Genomic DNA, 18,683 nt, shown 5'->3' with positions numbered 1-18,683 from the left:
TCTTACTCTTTTTATGTATAAAACATCTACTCTTTATGGGAAATAACTTATAAGAAAATGTTTCCATATCTATAAACCTAGGCTTTTTTAGTCAAATTACAACTTAAGTCTAATACGCTGGTTTAAGATCCAACCCATAAATACGACCTTTTTCTTAGCGAAGTTATACAAACAAGCCCTCATTTAACGATGCCAAGCACCCTAAATGTAACAAATAATGTTCTTTTTAAAAGCATCCGCTGAAAAAAAAAGAGTGCCGAAGCACTCTTTTTTATCCAGTTACGGCTTATTTCACGCCATGTACTGCTAAGTAGTTTTTAATTACTGTGTTAAATTCTGCCGATTTTTCAACTTGTGACCAGTGACCACATTGACTGAAAATGTGCGCATCAGCATTTGGCACAATATTTAAGATGTCCCAAGTACGTGAAACTGGGATCACCACGTCTTGTGTACCGTGAATCAAAAGTACAGGGACAGTGATGTCTTTCATTTTTTCGAAATCTAATGGGAATTCGAAACGATCACGGTCACGTGCGCCAACAACGTCCATCAAACGGTTTGATGCATAGTCATTTGCAGCAGATGCAAAACGTACTTTTACCAATTCATCAGTGATTAGGTCTTTGTTCACAACGAACATAGACAAAGTTTTCTTGATGCCTTCTTCTGTTAATACAGGGTTTGCATGTGCTTTAAGCGCTGCAGTTTGTTTCGCACCGCCCGTACCCATCGATACGATACCCAATACACGCTCAGGATAATCAAGCGCCATTTGGAATGCTAACCAACCACCTAGTGAGTTACCTACCAACCAAGTTTTTTCAATGCCAAGTGCATCTAAAGTACGCACTGCATGGTCTACCCAAGCACGAATACCATAAGCTGTATTTGGTGCAACTACTGTTTGGCCGTAACCAATGGTATCAATTGCGATACAACGTGCTTGCTCACCAATTTGCGGTAGGTTTAACCACCAGTTCGCAGCTGCAGATACGCCAGTACCAGAACCGTGTAAAAATAGAATCGGTGTACCTTCACCAATTTCGTGGTAATGGGTTAATTCGCCTTCAGCAGTTTCAATCCATTTATCTTCTAAACCAAAGAATGAATCTGTCGTGTATTCAGGGATTTGAACTGTGCTCATACATACTCCTCGTACAGCGTCGTACTTGCGTTTCAATCACATCCGGATTTAAACGCCAATGAATTAAATATTTTGAGTTTTACCATTGCATATTACCCGCTATCCGCGTAGCTACTGATACAAAATTACGATCATAAGCAATAAAATTAATATAATTTAAATATTTGTTTTTATTAAGTTATTTTTATTTCATTTCCCTAAAAAGCATCGGGTATTTTCCACTGGAATATGGATGCATAAAAAAAGGGCAACCCAATTTGGATTACCCTTTGTTTTAAACCTACAAATTAGAACTTATAGGTATAAGTTGTTGCTACACGGTATTCCTCTAGGTCTGACTTATAGTCAAAGTTCGCATCAATATACATTGCTTGGAAACCTAAACCCTTCAACTTACCTTCTGGCACGGTGTAATTCACAATTAAATTCAGCTCATCAGATTTCTGATCTTTCTTTCCATTGGTCTCAGCATCTTGGCCCATCATGTAAACCGCAGTCGCATTTAAACCTTTAGCGCCCATTTCAGCGAAGTCATAACCATAAGTTAAGCCTAATGATTTTTCATTTTTCGCAGTGAATGTTGCTACACCCCAGTTCACTAAGTATGGCTGTGGTACCCAGCCACCCAATGTAGGGAAAGCATCATCACCAAACATCTGTTGGTAACCCAAGCCGACTGTATGTGAACCATAATTCACTTTTGCACCTACTGATAATGCCTGATTATCAATCGGCCCATATAAGCTATTGCCTGAATCTGCATTGTCAAAATAACGAATATGGCTATCAAATTTCGCTTTTTCACCTAATTTCGTTTTGTAGTTTAGGCCAACATAGTTTTGACGATAAATATCTTGCACATCGGCATACCAGTAGCTCCCGCCAATTTCAGGTGTAAACTGATGGTCAACACCCGCAATATACATACCGTCTGATTTTGGGCCATTATCGTAATAGCTCGCACCTTTTGCAGGAGCAAATAAAGTCAAATCACGGAATTGGTTGTCATAACGGTTATTAATGCCGTCAATATAAGCCAAGGTCAATTTTGTGTCTTTAATGTCTTTAGACTCTAACCATGCACCACTAAATGTAGTGAGTAGTTGACGCGATGGGTCAAAGACTAAAACTGGAGAAACGGGTAACAATTCACCTACTTTCAATTCTGTTTTAGCTACTTTTGCTTTTAAGGTCGCACCGACTTTGCCAAATTCATCTTTCGACTCTTTACCATCATGCGGCAAAATGAAGTCTGCATTTGCATCACGGCCATTGAGTTTAAAGGCATGTTGTACCAAAAGGTCTGCACCTACTTGAACACCACCAATATCTTGGTAACCTGATTTGGCATCCAGTGTGATGCCTTGGCTCCATGAACCCCAGTTTTTGTTTGGCGTATCTTCAATTTGACGGTCTAAATAGAAATTTTTAAATTTCAATTGAACCTGACTGTCGCCAATAAAGTCTGCATGAGATGCAGTTGTCCCTAAAGTTGCTGTCGCAGCAAGCATTGCTATCCATAAGTTTTGACGACGCATGGCTCTCTTCCTAAATCATCAAATTAAGCTATGGTGCTATCATGCTGAACAATGCGAGTTTGAGAAATCAGACCACAGTATTAAGTTTTTTCGATGAATATCACATCCTGATTCATTGCGTAATTTTGACTGATTTTGTTTAGAGTTTTCAGCAATAACTGTTTTCCACTTTATTTATCATGTGGTTTAAATAAGTAAATGTTTTATCATGGTTAAAATTATTTTTTAAATTTTTTAATTCAGTTCTACACGCTACTTATTGCTTTTAAGTTTAACACCTTAAAATAGAGGCCTAATCTCGCCCCCAAACTTATATTTAAAACAAATAATACAATATATTAAAACTATTAATTTCAAATGTTTAGATCAAAAAAATAACATATTTTTCAACAGTTTTATTAAGTTGAATTGTTTCAGCACACAATGACACTGTTATGACATGCAAAATCTCTTTTTAGCAACATCATCGGTCAATCGACAACATCAGCCTCTTGTCTAAAATTCATGTGCGATAAACAAAAAAAGCACCCCAAATGGAGTGCTTTTTAGTGAACTTTGCTTAAGTAATATTAAGCTTGTAATTCACGTGCTTTAGACATTGTTAAAGCCAAATCTTCGATCATGTCTTCTTGACCGCCAACCGTACCACGACGACCAAGCTCAAGAAGAATTTCACGCGCAGAAACACCATATTTTGCTTCAGCACGTTTAGCAAATAACAAGAATGAAGAGTAAACGCCTGCATAACCTAATGTTGCAGCATCCCGATCGGCACGGATCGGGTTGTGCATCATTGGAATCACAAGGTCTTCAGCAATGTCTTGTACTTTAAACAAGTCAACGCCAGTTTCCATTTGCATACGGTTCGCAACAGCTACAAATAGCTCAAGTGGTGTGTTACCCGCGCCAGCACCCAAACCTGCAGATGCCAAGTCGACACGAATCGCGCCCGCTTCAACCGCAGCAACCGTGTTTGCCACGCCCATACCTAAGTTATGGTGACCATGGAAACCGATTTCGATGTTTGAATCTAGGTTTTGACGTAAAGCATCAACACGGTCTTTAACATCTTGCGGAAGCATATAGCCTGCAGAGTCAGTCACATAGATACAGTTTGCGCCATAAGACACCATCTTTTTCGCTTCTTCTAATAAACGCTCTGGAGAAGCCATGTGCGCCATCATTAAGAAACCAACAGTGTCCATACCCAACTTACGTGCAGCAGTGATGTGCTGTTCAGAGCAATCTGCTTCAGTTGAGTGCGTTGCAACACGAATCGTAGATACGCCAATTTCATGTGCCATGTGCAAATGATCAACCGTACCAATACCAGGCAACAATAATGCTGTTACTTTGGCATTTTTCATACGTGGTACAACTGCAGATAAATATTCTTCATCTGTCGCAGCAGCAAAACCGTAGTTTACTGAGTTACCGCCAAGACCATCACCATGTGTCACCTCAATTAAAGGTACACCTGCTTCATCTAAAGCAGTCGAAATGGCAATCATTTGCTCAACAGTAGTTTGATGGCGCTGTGGGTGCATACCATCACGTAGCGTCATATCGTTAATAATCACTTTAGACATGATGTGCTCCTTAAGCTTCAGCAACTTGTGATGCGATTAAACGCTCTGCAAACATTTCTGCAGTACGCGCAGCTGCTGCAGTCATAATATCGAGGTTACCCGCATATTTAGGCAAGAAGTCACCTAGGCCTTCTACTTCTAAGAAAATAGAAACACGGTTGCCATCAAAAATAGGACCATTTACAAGTTTGTAACCTGGTACATATTTTTGAACTTCCTTAAGCATGGCATGAACAGCTTCAGTAATAGCAGCTTGATCAGGCTCACCTTCAACTAAGCAATGCACTGTATCGCGCATATACACTGGTGGCTCAGCTGGGTTAATAATAATGATGGCTTTACCTTGTTTTGCACCGCCAACTTTTTCAATTGCGCTTGCAGTTGTACGGGTAAATTCATCAATATTTTTACGTGTACCAGGGCCAATAGACTTAGTCGAAGCAGTTGCAATGATTTCGCCATAGTTCACAGGCTGAACGCTAGCAATCGCAGCAATCATTGGAATTGTTGCTTGGCCACCACATGTCACCATGTTTACGTTTGGTACTTCACCTGATTCAAGTAAAGCATTCAAGTTCACTGGTGGTACGCAGAATGGACCAATTGCAGCAGGTGTTAAGTCAATCATTAACACGCCAAGTTCATTTAACTTGCGGCTGTTTTCAGCATGTACATAAGCTGAAGTTGCATCAAATGCAATTTTGATGTCGTCTTCGATAATATGCGGAAGTAAACCATCTACGCCTTCAGCAGTGGTTTTCAAACCCATTTTTGCAGCACGTGCAAGACCTTCAGAAGTTGGGTCAATACCCACCATCCATACTGGTTCTAACCATTCGCTGCGTTGAAGTTTGTAAAGCAAATCAGTACCAATATTACCTGGACCGATCATTGCACATTTAATCTTTTTCATTAACGTACTCTCTAAAAATTTTGCTCAGGCCAAGTCTTATTCAGCAGCAAATGCAGCTGTTACAGAACCAAAACCTTCAATTTCAACCACGAATTCGTCACCCGCGTTTGCCACAACCATTGGGCCAAGTGCACCAGTCAAAATGATGTCACCTGCCAAAAGTGGACGACCACGGCGTACCATTTCATCTGCCAACCAAACAGCAGCATTAAGTGGGTTTGCAAGACATGCTTTACCAACACCTTGAGATACCACTTCGCCCGCGCGAGTCATGGTCATTTTGCAATTTACAAGATCAAGGTTTTCCAGTTTCACAGGGCGTGAACCTAAAACATAAGCCGCTGAAGATGCATTATCAGCCACGGTATCAATCAATGAAATTTTCCAATTTTCGATACGGCTATCAACCACTTCTACCGCAGGAAGTGCATAGTCAGTTGCACTAATAATGTCTGCGTAAGTGTGTTTTTCTTTCGTTAAATCTGCTTTGATCACTAAAGCGATTTCTGCTTCAACTTTAGGCTGGATCAAAAGACCCGCTGGGATCGCTTCGCCATCACCATAAGCCATATCGGCAAATAACATACCAAAGTCAGGCTGATCTACGCCCAACTGTGCTTGAACTACTTTTGAAGTCAAACCAATTTTACGGCCAGTTAAACGACGACCTTCTGTTAAAGCGCGCGCAGTATTTACTTCCTGAACCGCATACGCAATATCAACATCTGCACTTTCACCGCCAAGTTGTGGACGGATTGGCGCAATCGCTTTTTTTGATAGTTCAGCTTCTCGCAGTGCTAAAGCAACTGACTCAACAACAGCAGAATTCGACATCAATGTTTCCTTAAACTGCAAAAATGGGACTTACAGCGCCATCTGTGAAAAGTCAATTTAAAGTTCATGTGTAAAGTCAATGAACCTCAACCCTTCCTGACCAACAATCATGTCTGGCAGGTACTTCAGCAGAGAACGCTTATATAAATAAACTAGTTTAGAATCGGGATTTTGCCACCCAAGTGCCAATACTTATTTTATTTCTAACAATAGCTAATTCCTATAAATTAACTCGGATTTATTATTTAAAAACAAAACTTTAAGATTAAACAATAAGCTGCAATCAAAATCACAGCGGGTGTATGAATTTCCCTCAATCGAAAATAAACACCCTATATACGACTAAAAGACTAGATCATTTGTTGTTTTTTAAGACTATGCCTACCAATATAAGCTTCAAATTTTTCCAATATTGCATAAAAAAAGGCGGGACTCGCTAGATACTAGCCACCCGCCATTTCTCTTTATTTAAGCCAGTTAAAGCTTAAATCAGTTCAATATCTTGTACTTGTGCCAAAAGAAAATCATGCAATTTACGCACATCAGACACAATTGCCAGTGGAGCAAATTGCGACAGTACTTGCTGATCATGCACACCATATAGCACCCCAACTCGAGGCATCTGAATATTTTGCGCCATCTGCAAATCATAAGAGGTATCCCCCACCATAATTGCAGCCTCTGCAACCACACCTGTTTGCTGCAAGATTTCTTGCAACATCAACGGATCGGGTTTGGATTTAGTTTCACTGGCAGCACGTGTTGCAACAAATAAATCTTCGCTTTGCGTCTGATGTAACACACGGTCTAAACCTTTACGACTCTTCCCTGTAGCAACCGCCAATTGCACTCCTTGATCTTTCAAATCACGTAGCATTTCTGACACGCCTGCAAACCATGCATCACCTTTTGAGTTCGCGACATAATGGGTTGCATAGCTTTGTAAAATCTCTTCATGTAATTCAGGTACATTCGGAAATAAACGCTGAGCAACTTCTGGTAAACCTAGGCCAATAATGCTTTTTGCATCTTCAGCAGTCAGCGGTTGCTGATACTGCTCGGCAGCAAACATAAGACTTGCCACAATTTGTCCAACGGAATCAAATAAAGTGCCATCCCAATCAAAAATGATCAGTTCTACTGGTTTTTTCATACAATTTTCCTAAATTTGATTCTGCTTAAAACAAATCATGTGCCTACCCCTTGTAGAGCAGGCTTGGGAGAAATGAGATCTAACTCAATTTTACACAGCGCAGAGCTATAGAAAGGACAACAATTTAAAAATTAATCCTCAGGCGTTGCAGCTGGTTTATCCGCTTTCTGTGCGCGCAGCTGCGCCACTAAACTTTGCATGTCTTCAGGTAATGGCGCCTCAATCGTCGCATAACCTGGAATTTCAAGGCGCATTGCATGTAAGCATAAACGGCGCGGTTTCGGACCTTTATAGTCAGTTTCATGACCGTATTTATCATCACCCACCAACGGATGACCAATACTCAGGCCATGCACACGAATCTGATGGGTACGACCAGACAATGGCGAAGCGTACACCAAAGTTGCATGCATAAAGCGTTCTTGAACATTCCACTGGGTTTTCGATTCTTTACCGTCTTTAGACACGCGTACACGACGCTCGCCATTGGCCAATTCATAACGAAGTAGTGGCTGATCAATCAACTGTTTATCTAAACTCACTTGGCCTTTGACCACAGCCGCATAGGTCTTTTGAATTTTGTGCTCGCGCAACATATCTTGTAAAGTCTTCAATACACTACGCTTTTTAGAAATCATCACCAAACCAGATGTATCACGGTCAATACGGTGAATCAGCTCTAAATATTTTTTACCTGTAGCAGCACGTAAGCCTTCAATCAAGCCATAAGCCACACCACTACCGCCATGCACAGCAATACCTGATGGCTTATTTACCACCATTAAGCCTTCATCTTCGTAAATCACACGCGCCAATAAACTTTGTGCCACTTTATCTGACACAGGTACGGCTGATTCGTCTTTTTGTTCATAGCGAATTGGGGCAACCCGAACTTGATCGCCAATATTTAATTTAGTTTCTGCTTTCACGCGTTTTTTATTTACACGCACTTGGCTTTCACGAATCAAACGATAAATTCGACTTTTAGGTACGCCTTTGAGTCGGGTAAATAGAAAATTATCAATGCGCTGTCCCGCTTGATGCTCATCCACTTCAAACCAAGTGACGCTTTGCCATTGCTGTGTAGAATTCATACAATTACTGTGACCTAAAAAAAATACTAAATTTGGTTAAAAACTGATCATTTAGGCTATGCTTTACACAAGAAACATAAGCTTAGCCCATAGGCAGATGATGCAAGGTTTGATATAGTCAGCGCACGGAAACCATCGTTGGTGGACAAAAGTTGAATCGTTTCAGTTTACTGAGCATGCTTTTTCAATGAAATGCCCATCTAAATACGCATAGGTCCCAAAAGAATTATGCCGACGCCGAAGGCTTATTATATCGGCAAAACTGTAAGCTGTTGCGTTTAATTACATCTATACGATGTAAAAGCAGCTTACCCAAAAAAATATGCTGCCAACTTTAGTTGGTTTTAAACGTAAACTGATACACATCAGATTAGTCGCGCCCTAATGCTGCATTCAGGCTACAGCGTTGATACATTGGATCTGCACAAGTTGTAAAGATACGATGATAATTCCGTATCAAGACACTCTATCTACAAAGAAGGGATGATCTTTGAGCAATGTGACAGTGAAAGTTACTCACATCCAATGTACCGCTTGTCCGCCAGTGAATCCATGAGGTGACTTTAATCGTTTAAAGATTGAAGCCGTATTGCCATCATCAATACGTGAATCAAAAACCGAAGCCCACTATAAAGAAGGCCGGTAAAAAAACTCAGACCGCAATCGGTATATTTGAGATCTGAGGGTTGATCCGTTGTTTGATGTTCGCTACGTGTATAGCGATGTTTTGTTGTGTATCACTATTAGGTGTTACTCCATGAAACGTATGTTGATTAATGCAACACATGCCGAAGAGATTCGCGTTGCACTTGTCACTGGACAACGTCTTTACGATTTTGACTTAGAAAATCGTACGCGTGAGCAAAAAAAATCCAACATCTATAAAGGTCACGTGACTCGCGTTGAACCTTCTCTAGAAGCTGTATTCGTTGAATACGGTGCAGGTCGTCAAGGTTTCTTGTCGATGCGGGAAATTGCCAACTCATATTACAAAGCTGACCCTCGTCAAACTTCAAACATTCGTGAGCTCATCACGGAAGGCACTGAACTTTTAGTTCAAGTGGAAAAAGAAGAACGCGGCAACAAAGGCGCAGCTTTATCTACTTTCATTTCACTTGCGGGTCGTTATTTGGTACTTATGCCAAACAACCCTAAAGGTGGCGGTATTAGTCGTCAAATTTCTGGTTCAGTTCGTGAAGAATTGAAAGAAATGTTGGCATCTTTAAATATCCCTCGCGGTATGAGCGTAATTGTACGTACTGCAGGTATTGGCCGTTCACAAGAAGAATTGCAACTTGACCTACAGCACTTATTAGACCTTTGGGCTCAAATCCAAAGCACGTCTAATTCAGGTCCATCACCAATGCTTGTTCATCAAGAAGCTGGTGTCGTAACACGTGCAATTCGTGACTATCTACGTGATGACGTTGCAGAAATTCTGATTGACTCTGAACAAGCGTATAACGAAGCATATAACTTTGTTAAAGCTGTGATGCCTCGTCAAATCGACAAACTAAAAACCTATACCTTAAATGAACCGTTATTCGCTCATTTTGGTATTGAAAGCCAAATTCAAACGGCTTATGAGCGTGAAGTTAAACTTCCTTCTGGTGGTTCAATTGTGATTGACCAAACTGAAGCTTTAGTGTCTATCGACATTAACTCAGCGAAATCAACACGTGGTCACGATGTAGAAGAAACTGCACTCAACACCAACTTAGAAGCAGCTGAAGAAATTGCGCGCCAACTTCGTTTACGCGACATTGGTGGCTTGGTTGTTATCGACTTCATCGACATGACCAAAGACCGCAACCAACGTATGGTTGAAGCGAAACTTCGTGAAGCTACACAAAGCGACCGTGCCCGCATTCAATTCGGTCAATTGTCTCGCTTTGGTTTAATGGAAATGAGCCGTCAACGCTTACGTCCATCACTCGAAGAAGCAACCGGTTATGTATGCCCACGTTGCCACGGCACTGGTATGGTTCGTGACCTACGCTCTCTTTCACTTTCAATTATGCGTAAAGTTGAAGAGATTGCCCTTCGCGAGCGTCATGGTGAAGTTCAAGTTGAAGTTCCTGTAGAAATTGCAGCCTTCTTATTGAATGAAAAACGTCATAGCCTTGTGTACTTAGAACAAACTTCAAATGTACGTGTCACTGTATTGCCTCACCCGCATTTAGAAACACCACATTACGAAATTTCATACAACCCAGAAGGCTTTGCGCCAACCAGCTACGAGCGTACTGAAGCAACACGTTCAAGCGAAAAAGAATTGGGCTATGAAGCTTCTGAATGGCATTTAGAAGACGAACAACAAGTCGCTCAAGCGCCTGTTCAAACACAAGAAAAAGGCCATAAAAAGTCACAACACAAGGCTCAAGCTGCACAACAAGCACCTGTCGCTCAAGCGCCAGCACCTGCTGTTGCAAGCTCTAGCCCATGTGCTTGGTTAGAAAACTTGTTTGTACAAAAGCAAGCTGCAACCATCGATCAATCACGTACTGCAAATAATGCAGCAACCATGATTGAACAAATGGTGAATGGTGGTGCTGTAAGCCGTGGTCAATTTGGCCAAGTGGGTCAAGTTGCTACAGCAGCTGCACCAGTTGCCGCACCTGCAAGCAATGTGTACTTAGCGCCGTCTACGTCTGTTACACATAAGCCTGATGTTCGTGAAACAGAAAAGCATGTTGAGAAAGACGAAAAAGCAACTCAGCGCAACCACAACAAAAAGCAACGCAACAAACACAAAGAACCACGTGAGCAAGTTGTTCAAGACAATGCACCACAACATCAAGTGCATGAAGAAGTGCTCCAAGTGTCGCGTCAAGAGCAACGTCAAGAAGCGCGTGAAAACAAGCGCAACTCACGTCGCCCACACAACAACAATCACAACGAACAACAGCAGCATGATGTGCAACAAAATCATGAGCAACAAGCTGTTCCACGTCGTGATCGCAACAACCACCAACGTCCAAACCGCCCAAATCGCCACCGCGATCCAAGCGTTTTAAATGAGCAAACCATTGCTCAAGAGTTGGCAGTTGAAAACACGCCTGCTGTCGCTTCGCGCCAACCTAAAGTAGAAACTATTGAAGTACCTCGCCAAGAGATTCTTCCAACTGCTATGGTGGTAAACCTTGATCAAGCGCAAAGTGAAATTGTTGCTTTAACGCCTGAAGCACCAGCAAAAGCTGAAAAGCCAGCACGTGCACAAGTTGCAGAAGCTACACCAGCAGAAACTGCTGTTGTTACTGAAGCACCAAAAGCGGAGCACAAGAGCAAAGCCAAAGCACATCAAGAACCTGCTGAAAAGCCAGTTCAAGATGCACCAGTGAAACGTGCAAGCAATGACCCACGTCAACGTCGTCGTCAGCAACGTGAAGCGCAAAATCGTCAAGCTCAGGCACCGAAGTTATCACCTTCACAAGTACCAACTTTGGGTGAATATACTGTGGGGAGTCTAATTCGCCATGTCTATGGTGAAGACTGCTCTGTGCTAATTGAACAGTTTGGTTTAATTCCAACATTCAACCGTGCATTGCAAAAATTCACGGAAGAGTATGCAGCTATACTTTCTACAGTTGCACCAACAGCTGTTGAGAAAAAACCTGTCACACGTGATGTTGTCGTTGCTAAAGCAGCACCTCAAGCAGAACCTGCACCGGTATTGGACTTAACACCACCGAAAGCAACTTCTGAAAATCGTGTTTCAAATGATCCACGTGTGCGTCGTCGTTTAGCTAAATTGGCGGCAGAACAAGCCCTTGAGCAAGCGAAAAGCGCGCAAGCTGAAGTAACCGAAACAGCTGAAAGCACAACTGAAGCAACACCAACTATTGAACATGTAGCTGAAGTCGCTCCAGTGCTTGAAGAACTCGCACCTACTCAAGCAACGCTTGCAATAGAGCCAGTTGTAGAAGAAGCAACTGAAACACCAGCAGAAGTTGAAGCAACACCTGTTGAAGTGAATGAAGTTGTTGAAGCTGAGTCTGAGGTTCAGGAAGCCGCAGAAAATACGGATGTCGTTGATGCGGATGACGAAAAAGTCAAAGCAGACAAAGACAAACCAGCTCGCCCGCGCCGTCCTCGTGGTCGTCCACCAAAGAAAAGTAATACTTCAGCTGAGTAATACTTGCAAAATTGCAGCTGATTAAAAAAATCCAGTCATTTCGGTGACTGGTTTTTTTTTGATACTTTTGTCAAATTAGGTTGATTGCACTAGATTAAAACGATTAAAAACCAATATCTCTACTGAATGCATCATATACCGCTAACAAAAGACGTATTGGATTACGCAAAATAACTAGGATTCTCATGAGCCAAACTACACAACACGACCTGATTGGGATTGCGGATGTCGCTGCTAAAATTCCAAAATTTATGAGCAAAGTCCCTAATTTATTGACGGGACTAAAACAAGCCTATTTACGCACTCCAAATACACCTGCTGGTCTTGGTCTCGCATTTGAAAAAGCCGTTAAGCGCAATCCAAATGGCATGGCTTTACTCTTTGAAGAACAAAAATATACCTATACCGAGCTCAACCAATGGGCTAACCAGATTTCGCATTACTACCTTTCCCTCGGAGCTAAAAAAGGTGATGTGATTGCGGTGATGATTGAAAACCGCTCTGAGTTGGTGGCATGTATTGTTGCGTTAGCAAAAATTGGCGTGACGGCTGCACTGGTGAATACCTCTCAAGTAGGTAAGGTGCTCGCACATAGCATTAACCTTGTGAACCCGATCGCTGTGATTGTAGGTGAAGAATGCCGTGTTGCTGTTGATGAAATTCGTAATGACCTGAGCGTCGCACCAGAGCGTTTACATTGGTTTGCCGATCAAGCAACACTAATAGATGCAGGTAAAGCACCTAAAGGCTTTCAAAACCTCGCTCAGCTGATTGAGCAATTTCCAAAATTCAACCCACCAACCACACAAAGTGTAAAAGGCAAAGATGGTCTGTTTTATATTTACACTTCTGGCACCACCGGCCTCCCTAAGGCCGTGATTTTTACCAATAGTCGTTGGACATTGGCTTATGGCACTTACGGTCATATTTTAAATCTCACTCCAGATGACGTCATGTATGTCACCCTGCCCCTTTACCATGCAACAGGTACTGTGGTGTGCTGGTGTGGTGTGATTGCAGGTGCTGCAACACTCGCAATTCGTCGTAAATACTCAACTTCCTCTTTTTGGAAAGATGTACAAAAATTTGATGCCTCAGCGATTGGCTATGTTGGTGAGCTGTGTCGCTATCTTATGGATGCACCACGATCTGATCTTGAAAAAGGCCACCGTGTCACCAAAATGATTGGTAACGGTATGCGCCCAAATATCTGGGACAAATTTAAAGAACGCTTTGGTATTGAAGAAGTCTTAGAGTTATATGCGTCGAGTGAAGGCAACGTTGGCTTTAGTAACGTATTTAACTTTGACAATACTGTAGGCTTCTCGCCAACACCGTATGCGGTTATTCAATTTGATAAAGAAAAGAATGAGCCCATCCGCAATAAAAAAGGATGGTGCATTAAAGTTAAAAAAGGTGAAGTGGGGCTATTGGTGGGTAAAATTACCCGTCGCTCACCGTTCGATGGCTATACCGATCCAGAAAAAAATAAATCGGTCATTATCAAAGATATGTTTAAGCATGGCGATGCTTACTTCAATACCGGCGATTTAGTGCGTGATATTGGCTTCCGCCATGCACAATTTGTGGATCGCCTAGGTGATACCTTCCGCTGGAAAGGCGAGAATGTGTCAACAACTGAAGTTGAGAACATGGTGAGTGAGTACAGTAAAATTTCAGAAGCCGTAGTTTATGGTGTAGAAATTCCAAATACCAATGGTCGTGCAGGTATGGCAGCCATTACCCTACACCCAAATGCTGTATTAGATGAACAAGACTGCAAAGATATGCTGGTTGAATTTAAAAAATGCCTTCCAGCCTATGCAGTCCCGTTGTTTTTACGCATACAACAGCAAGTTGAAACCACAGGCACCTTTAAATATCAAAAGAGTAAGTTAAAAGAACAAGGCTTTGATCCTGAAAAAACCAGTGATCGTATCTTGGTTTGGCTACCCAATAGTGATGCTTACTGTGACTTAACTGCAGATATTTTAAGCAACATTAACGCCTACAAGTATCGTTTCTGATTATAAAAAGCCCGTTTTTTGATAAAAACGGGCTTTTTTGTTGTATTTATAAACAAACAAAAGCAAGTTTATGATTTTTTACTTGCGCTCAATCGATATCTTGCTACAATACGCACCATCAAGTGATATGGGTCGTTAGCTCAGTTGGTAGAGCAGTAGACTTTTAATCTATTGGTCCCGCGTTCGAGTCGCGGACGACCCACCATTTACTTCGATACCCCAAAGATGGGTCGTTAGCTCAGTTGGTAGAGCAGTAGACTTTTAATCTATTGGTCCCGCGTTCGAGTCGCGGACGACCCACCATCTTTCTAAAACTTCGGTTTTAGACTAAAATGCAGTATACCCCCTAAGGGTCGTTAGCTCAGTTGGTAGAGCAGTAGACTTTTAATCTATTGGTCCCGCGTTCGAGTCGCGGACGACCCACCATTCTTTCTTAGGGCTTCTTTCTTCCGGCATGCGAAGAAAAAGAAACCTGCAAGTTCCGACCAAGACCAATCTACCCATTCGGGTGTATTTGCCATTCTCGAAATTTTGCTATACCGATGTTGCAATGTACGGTGTTTTTTGACGTCTATACATTCACTTTTGCACTCGGGTGATACTTCAAAGCAATGCTTTAAGTTCACTAATCCTGACAAAGGGTTGTTAGCTCAGCTGGTAGAGCAGTAGACTCTTAATCTATTGGTCGTAGGTTCGAACCCCACACAACCCACCACATTCTGTTATTTTCAATTTGATCTATTCTTGCACAGATCGAGTATTAATTTTTTCTAGCACATAAGCTTTCAGTGGCAATGGATTCCCTTCAGCAAAATATTGCTGATTCACTTCAGTTGCATGAGCAATTTTATCCAAATCCATCACAATATTTTTTTTAGCATCAATATCATAAAAAAAGTCGCCCCCTGAAGCACGATGCAAAATAATTTGATGCACATTTGGGTCATAAGACCAATGGTCCTGCCGATATTGTTGATTGGAGGTAAAGGTAATGGAGCCACGATGTTTAATCATGCGATGTGCTATACCATTGGGTGATAAACTGATAATGAAATCAGCTTCACCACTTTCACAACCGACAAAAGCATCTTCGCAATCAATTTTCGTGGCATAACGGCCAACATAAGGCATCGCCTCTTGGTTCACCAAGCCCACATTCATAGGTTGTTCAGCGATCGCAACCCTCTCCTGCCCCAACGCCACATTCAATAAAGCACGACCCTTCTGTTTTTCTAGATCCAACCTATCCACTTGGATGACATCTTTTTGCACATTACTGGCTTGATGCTCAGGTGAGCTACACCCTATGAGGGCAAAGCATGATAAAACCATCATGCCTAGCCAAACTTGCTTCGTCACCCAACGCTGGCAATACTTCGATAAGTGAAGAGCGGTTAAAATTTTCATCAGTAAAATATGCTCTACTCTTATATATGATGACCAATTGCTTATCAGACATTAAAAAACTCTAAATTTTATAGATATGTATGCTGTATAAATTTTTAAAATTAAATGTATGCCACCATTATTTTCTAAATCCTCATTCTTTTACATATCTTTACGTTTTTTTTGCTTAAAACAGCTTTAAAAATTGATCCATGTCACCATTTTAAAAGTATGGATGCATGATTGAATTAAGTTTTATCGTTCACATGATGCTTCATATAACAATTGATGAATTAAGGAGACTTGAATGGCCAATGTTGGTTTATATCGTTCGAACCGTTCAAACATGATTGCGGGTGTAATGGGCGGTATTGCTGAACGTTTTGGTTGGAATGCAAATTTGTTGCGCGTTATTTTCGTGATCGTTTCATGTATGAGTGCAGCATTTCCAGGGATTTTGGTGTATTTGGTTTTATGGCTGGTGATTCCAAAACAGCAAAGCCAATACAAAAATATGCAAGGCTATGACCACCCTGTACGTACTGTAAATAATGATCCGTTGCAATAATCTGCATTTAAATTCAGGTTATTTTAATTTTAGTCTGTTGTTATAAACACAATAGAGATCCCTTAGACCTCTTTGGTCGCTGTAGGTTTTCCCCCAAAAGCCTACAGCTTTTTTTTGCCTACATTTAAGCTTTCTCTTTTAAGAAGTGAATTTGCTGATTTAAGGCTGCAATCATGTCTGCACGACTAATCATGCCAATTAAGCGCTGATTTTCAACCACAGGGATGTAATTAAAAGAACGCTCAACAAAGTATGGAACTAAATCTTCAATCGGTTGATCTGGTCTGACAGTCACCACTTTAGGATTCATAATCTGATATACGTGATTTTCCCAGCTGGCTTTAGGATCAGCAGCGCGTTTGAACCACTCCACGACCTCATACAAAGCTAAATTACCCACCAATCGGTCCAAATCACCTACCACCGGCAGGCTCATTAAATTCACCTGTTTAAATTTTTCTAAAGCCGACTGAATATCATCTTCGGCCCTCAAAGTAAGCACCTGACGGCTCATAATGTCACGACAGCTAAACTGACTTAAATTGCGACGGTTTGCCAACTGCTGTGCTTCTAAAATAATTTTCTGTAAGTCATATTCACTAATATCGAGCAACTGGCTCTGACGTTCTAATACCTGCTGAATATCTACTGGCCGAATAGATACTTTTTGCGTCGGTGTCGGATCTGCGCTGCGTATATTGACCTGTGGACGCTGCGGATATGGTTTACCAAGCAAACGGTTATAAAATATAGCAAAGGCCATCAGCAATACAGAATTTAATAGCACAGGATAAAACAGAAATGCATAACCCAAATCTTGTACAGCTTTGCCACCCAGCACCGCAGTAATCGCCACTGCGCCACTCGGCGGATGTAAGGAATCTGTGGTCATCATCAGCACGATAGCCAGCGCAACGGCTACACTAAATGCTTCAGTCTGATTGGGTATCCACATTGCGCAGGTCACACCGATGAGCGCCGCAATACTGTTACCAACCACCATATTCCAGGGCTGTGCCAAAGGACTAGCAGGCACAGCAAACAACAGCACTGAAGATGCGCCCATAGGCGCGATATACCATGCATTTAGGTTACCTAGTGCAAGCCAACTGATGAGCGAGGAAATACTTAATCCAAGCAAAGCCCCTACCCCACATAAGACGCGGTCTTTAAGCGGGAGCACTTTAAAATTAGGTTTTAGGGTATTGAGCCAAGCTGCTTTGGAGTGAAACACGTGAGACCTGCATTTGCTGTTTTATATTTAAACGAATTATAGGCGACACTTCATTAAAAGATGTATTTATTTTATATGTTATAAATATTAGATTTATTTTTGAAAATATAAATAAAATTTGAAAAACATCAACTTAACCATAATATAGTAAGCAACATATGACTTTATAAAAAAATAATGAACCCAAAGCGCGAAGAACTTTTAAAACACTTAGCAGCCTCTTTAAAAGATGCTAAAGAAGATGGTGGTGCAATTTTACTGGTCGGAGCAGGCATTTCTGTATCTGCTGGCATACCGCCTGCGCAAAAGCTAATGAAAATCGCGATCGAAAACTTTCCAAATTATTTTACTGACGAAGAGCAAAAACTGGCTCAAGAGGATTTAAGCCAACTTCTATACAACTATATTATGAGTAAACTATCACCTGCTCATCGTAAAGAGATTTTTCAATGGCATATTCAGGGTAATGAAGCAAGGAGCATCCCCAAAGCCAAACTAAACTTTGCTCACCTGACCATCGCAGAATTATTAAAGCAAGGTTATATCAAACGTATTTTGACCACTAACTTTGACCCATTACTCATTAATGCTTGTTATATGGTTGGCATGTATCCACTACCAGCTATTTATGATCTAGGTTCAGTCGATCAAATAAATCCTGAACTTTTTGATGACCCCTGTATTATTTACTTAAATGGTCAACATGCAGGACAAGTTCAAAGAAATACCCCTTCTCAATTAAGCCAGCATCAGTCTATTTTAAATAAAGTTGTACTATCAACAGGCTGTAAAAGACCATGGATAGTGGCTAGTTATAGTGGTGAAAATGATCCACTGATGGACGCACTGAATGAACTACGCCCATACAACAATTGGCTATATTGGCTCGAATACAAAGAACAAGTTTTACAAAAAGAAAGCCATCTATTTTTAGAGAATGAACCGTACCGGGTTTGTCGGAGACTCAGTATTCTGAGAGAATGTTCCGATGACCAAATTAAAATATACCCCTGAAATCAGAGAAAGAGCGGTTCAATTATTGATTGAATCTGAAAAAGACTATCC

General features: G+C 41.3%; 13 protein-coding genes and 4 tRNA genes. 8 read left to right on the top strand and 9 right to left on the bottom strand.

Going from position 1 to position 18,683, the window contains the following annotated elements; translation table 11 throughout:
• Nucleotides 1–286 precede the first annotated feature (286 nt).
• The 7 genes from HYG93_RS03780 to HYG93_RS03750 all read right to left on the bottom strand — a co-directional run bounded on the left by HYG93_RS03780 (nucleotide 287) and on the right by HYG93_RS03750 (nucleotide 8,268).
• On the bottom strand, nucleotides 287–1,147 hold the full coding sequence (locus tag HYG93_RS03780; RefSeq protein WP_106985352.1) for an alpha/beta fold hydrolase: 861 nt from the start codon (nucleotides 1,145–1,147) through the stop codon (nucleotides 287–289).
• A 287-nt stretch (nucleotides 1,148–1,434) separates the two neighbouring features.
• Nucleotides 1,435–2,685, bottom strand: a complete 1,251-nt coding sequence (locus tag HYG93_RS03775) for an OprD family outer membrane porin (RefSeq protein WP_120365191.1) — start codon at nucleotides 2,683–2,685, stop codon at nucleotides 1,435–1,437.
• Nucleotides 2,686–3,254: 569 nt separating this feature from the next.
• Complete coding sequence (gene dmpG / locus HYG93_RS03770) at nucleotides 3,255–4,274, bottom strand: 4-hydroxy-2-oxovalerate aldolase (protein ID WP_106985350.1); 1,020 nt, start codon at nucleotides 4,272–4,274, stop codon at nucleotides 3,255–3,257.
• A 10-nt stretch (nucleotides 4,275–4,284) separates the two neighbouring features.
• Nucleotides 4,285–5,187 (bottom strand): acetaldehyde dehydrogenase (acetylating), encoded by a 903-nt coding sequence (locus HYG93_RS03765; protein WP_106985349.1) that lies wholly within the window; start codon nucleotides 5,185–5,187, stop codon nucleotides 4,285–4,287.
• Between the two features lie 36 nt (nucleotides 5,188–5,223).
• Complete coding sequence (locus HYG93_RS03760; protein ID WP_106985348.1) at nucleotides 5,224–6,021, bottom strand: 2-keto-4-pentenoate hydratase; 798 nt, start codon at nucleotides 6,019–6,021, stop codon at nucleotides 5,224–5,226.
• Nucleotides 6,022–6,505: 484 nt separating this feature from the next.
• Entirely contained in the window at nucleotides 6,506–7,174 is a 669-nt protein-coding gene (locus HYG93_RS03755) for an HAD-IA family hydrolase (RefSeq protein ID WP_106985347.1), read from the bottom strand.
• A gap of 131 nt (nucleotides 7,175–7,305) precedes the next feature.
• Entirely contained in the window at nucleotides 7,306–8,268 is a 963-nt protein-coding gene (locus tag HYG93_RS03750) for an RluA family pseudouridine synthase (RefSeq protein ID WP_106985346.1), read from the bottom strand.
• A gap of 757 nt (nucleotides 8,269–9,025) precedes the next feature.
• On the opposite strand from HYG93_RS03750, the gene HYG93_RS03745 reads away from it, so the two are divergent.
• The 6 genes from HYG93_RS03745 to HYG93_RS03720 all read left to right on the top strand — a co-directional run bounded on the left by HYG93_RS03745 (nucleotide 9,026) and on the right by HYG93_RS03720 (nucleotide 15,145).
• Nucleotides 9,026–12,403, top strand: a complete 3,378-nt coding sequence (locus HYG93_RS03745; protein ID WP_106985345.1) for an Rne/Rng family ribonuclease — start codon at nucleotides 9,026–9,028, stop codon at nucleotides 12,401–12,403.
• 185 nt (nucleotides 12,404–12,588) lie between these two features.
• Nucleotides 12,589–14,430, top strand: coding sequence for a long-chain-acyl-CoA synthetase (locus tag HYG93_RS03740; RefSeq protein ID WP_106985344.1), 1,842 nt, complete (start codon nucleotides 12,589–12,591; stop codon nucleotides 14,428–14,430).
• Nucleotides 14,431–14,559: 129 nt separating this feature from the next.
• Nucleotides 14,560–14,635, top strand: a tRNA-Lys gene (locus tag HYG93_RS03735).
• A 22-nt stretch (nucleotides 14,636–14,657) separates the two neighbouring features.
• Nucleotides 14,658–14,733: transfer RNA gene (locus HYG93_RS03730), tRNA-Lys, on the top strand.
• Between the two features lie 47 nt (nucleotides 14,734–14,780).
• A tRNA-Lys gene (locus tag HYG93_RS03725) sits at nucleotides 14,781–14,856 on the top strand.
• A 213-nt stretch (nucleotides 14,857–15,069) separates the two neighbouring features.
• Nucleotides 15,070–15,145 (top strand) — tRNA-Lys (locus HYG93_RS03720).
• A gap of 23 nt (nucleotides 15,146–15,168) precedes the next feature.
• Here the strand turns inward: HYG93_RS03720 and HYG93_RS03715 are convergent.
• Nucleotides 15,169–15,837, bottom strand: coding sequence for a hypothetical protein (locus tag HYG93_RS03715; RefSeq protein WP_106985343.1), 669 nt, complete (start codon nucleotides 15,835–15,837; stop codon nucleotides 15,169–15,171).
• Between the two features lie 286 nt (nucleotides 15,838–16,123).
• On the opposite strand from HYG93_RS03715, the gene HYG93_RS03710 reads away from it, so the two are divergent.
• Complete coding sequence (locus HYG93_RS03710) at nucleotides 16,124–16,384, top strand: PspC domain-containing protein (protein WP_106985342.1); 261 nt, start codon at nucleotides 16,124–16,126, stop codon at nucleotides 16,382–16,384.
• A 124-nt stretch (nucleotides 16,385–16,508) separates the two neighbouring features.
• Here the strand turns inward: HYG93_RS03710 and HYG93_RS03705 are convergent, their stop codons facing one another.
• A complete protein-coding gene (locus tag HYG93_RS03705; RefSeq protein WP_106985341.1) occupies nucleotides 16,509–17,618 on the bottom strand; it encodes an HPP family protein in 1,110 nt (369 codons plus the stop codon).
• A 177-nt stretch (nucleotides 17,619–17,795) separates the two neighbouring features.
• Between HYG93_RS03705 and HYG93_RS03700 the strand changes: the two genes are divergently transcribed.
• Nucleotides 17,796–18,632 carry a hypothetical protein gene (locus HYG93_RS03700; RefSeq protein WP_256733380.1) on the top strand — a complete coding sequence of 279 codons (837 nt, stop codon included), beginning with the start codon at nucleotides 17,796–17,798 and terminating at the stop codon, nucleotides 18,630–18,632.
• Nucleotides 18,633–18,683: the final 51 nt, after the last annotated feature.

The sequence above is a fragment of the Acinetobacter sp. SwsAc6 genome (assembly GCF_013391565.1).
Classification (GTDB): domain Bacteria; phylum Pseudomonadota; class Gammaproteobacteria; order Pseudomonadales; family Moraxellaceae; genus Acinetobacter; species Acinetobacter cumulans.
Note: the sequence above shows the minus strand (reverse complement) of the source record. Positions and strands in the feature narration are given on the sequence as shown.

Excerpts from the sequence above, each read along its gene's own strand:
- HYG93_RS03755 (WP_106985347.1), bottom strand. The coding sequence starts at position 7,174 with ATGAAAAAACCAGTAGAACTGATCATTTTTGATTGGGATGGCACTTTA.
- HYG93_RS03700 (WP_256733380.1), top strand. The coding sequence starts at position 17,796 with ATGAACCCAAAGCGCGAAGAACTTTTAAAACACTTAGCAGCCTCTTTA.
- HYG93_RS03740 (WP_106985344.1), top strand. The coding sequence starts at position 12,589 with ATGAGCCAAACTACACAACACGACCTGATTGGGATTGCGGATGTCGCT.
- HYG93_RS03745 (WP_106985345.1), top strand. The coding sequence starts at position 9,026 with ATGAAACGTATGTTGATTAATGCAACACATGCCGAAGAGATTCGCGTT.
- HYG93_RS03715 (WP_106985343.1), bottom strand. The coding sequence starts at position 15,837 with ATGAAAATTTTAACCGCTCTTCACTTATCGAAGTATTGCCAGCGTTGG.
- HYG93_RS03780 (WP_106985352.1), bottom strand. The coding sequence starts at position 1,147 with ATGAGCACAGTTCAAATCCCTGAATACACGACAGATTCATTCTTTGGT.
- HYG93_RS03760 (WP_106985348.1), bottom strand. The coding sequence starts at position 6,021 with ATGTCGAATTCTGCTGTTGTTGAGTCAGTTGCTTTAGCACTGCGAGAA.
- HYG93_RS03750 (WP_106985346.1), bottom strand. The coding sequence starts at position 8,268 with ATGAATTCTACACAGCAATGGCAAAGCGTCACTTGGTTTGAAGTGGAT.
- HYG93_RS03765 (WP_106985349.1), bottom strand. The coding sequence starts at position 5,187 with ATGAAAAAGATTAAATGTGCAATGATCGGTCCAGGTAATATTGGTACT.
- HYG93_RS03775 (WP_120365191.1), bottom strand. The coding sequence starts at position 2,685 with ATGCGTCGTCAAAACTTATGGATAGCAATGCTTGCTGCGACAGCAACT.
- HYG93_RS03710 (WP_106985342.1), top strand. The coding sequence starts at position 16,124 with ATGGCCAATGTTGGTTTATATCGTTCGAACCGTTCAAACATGATTGCG.
- dmpG (WP_106985350.1), bottom strand. The coding sequence starts at position 4,274 with ATGTCTAAAGTGATTATTAACGATATGACGCTACGTGATGGTATGCAC.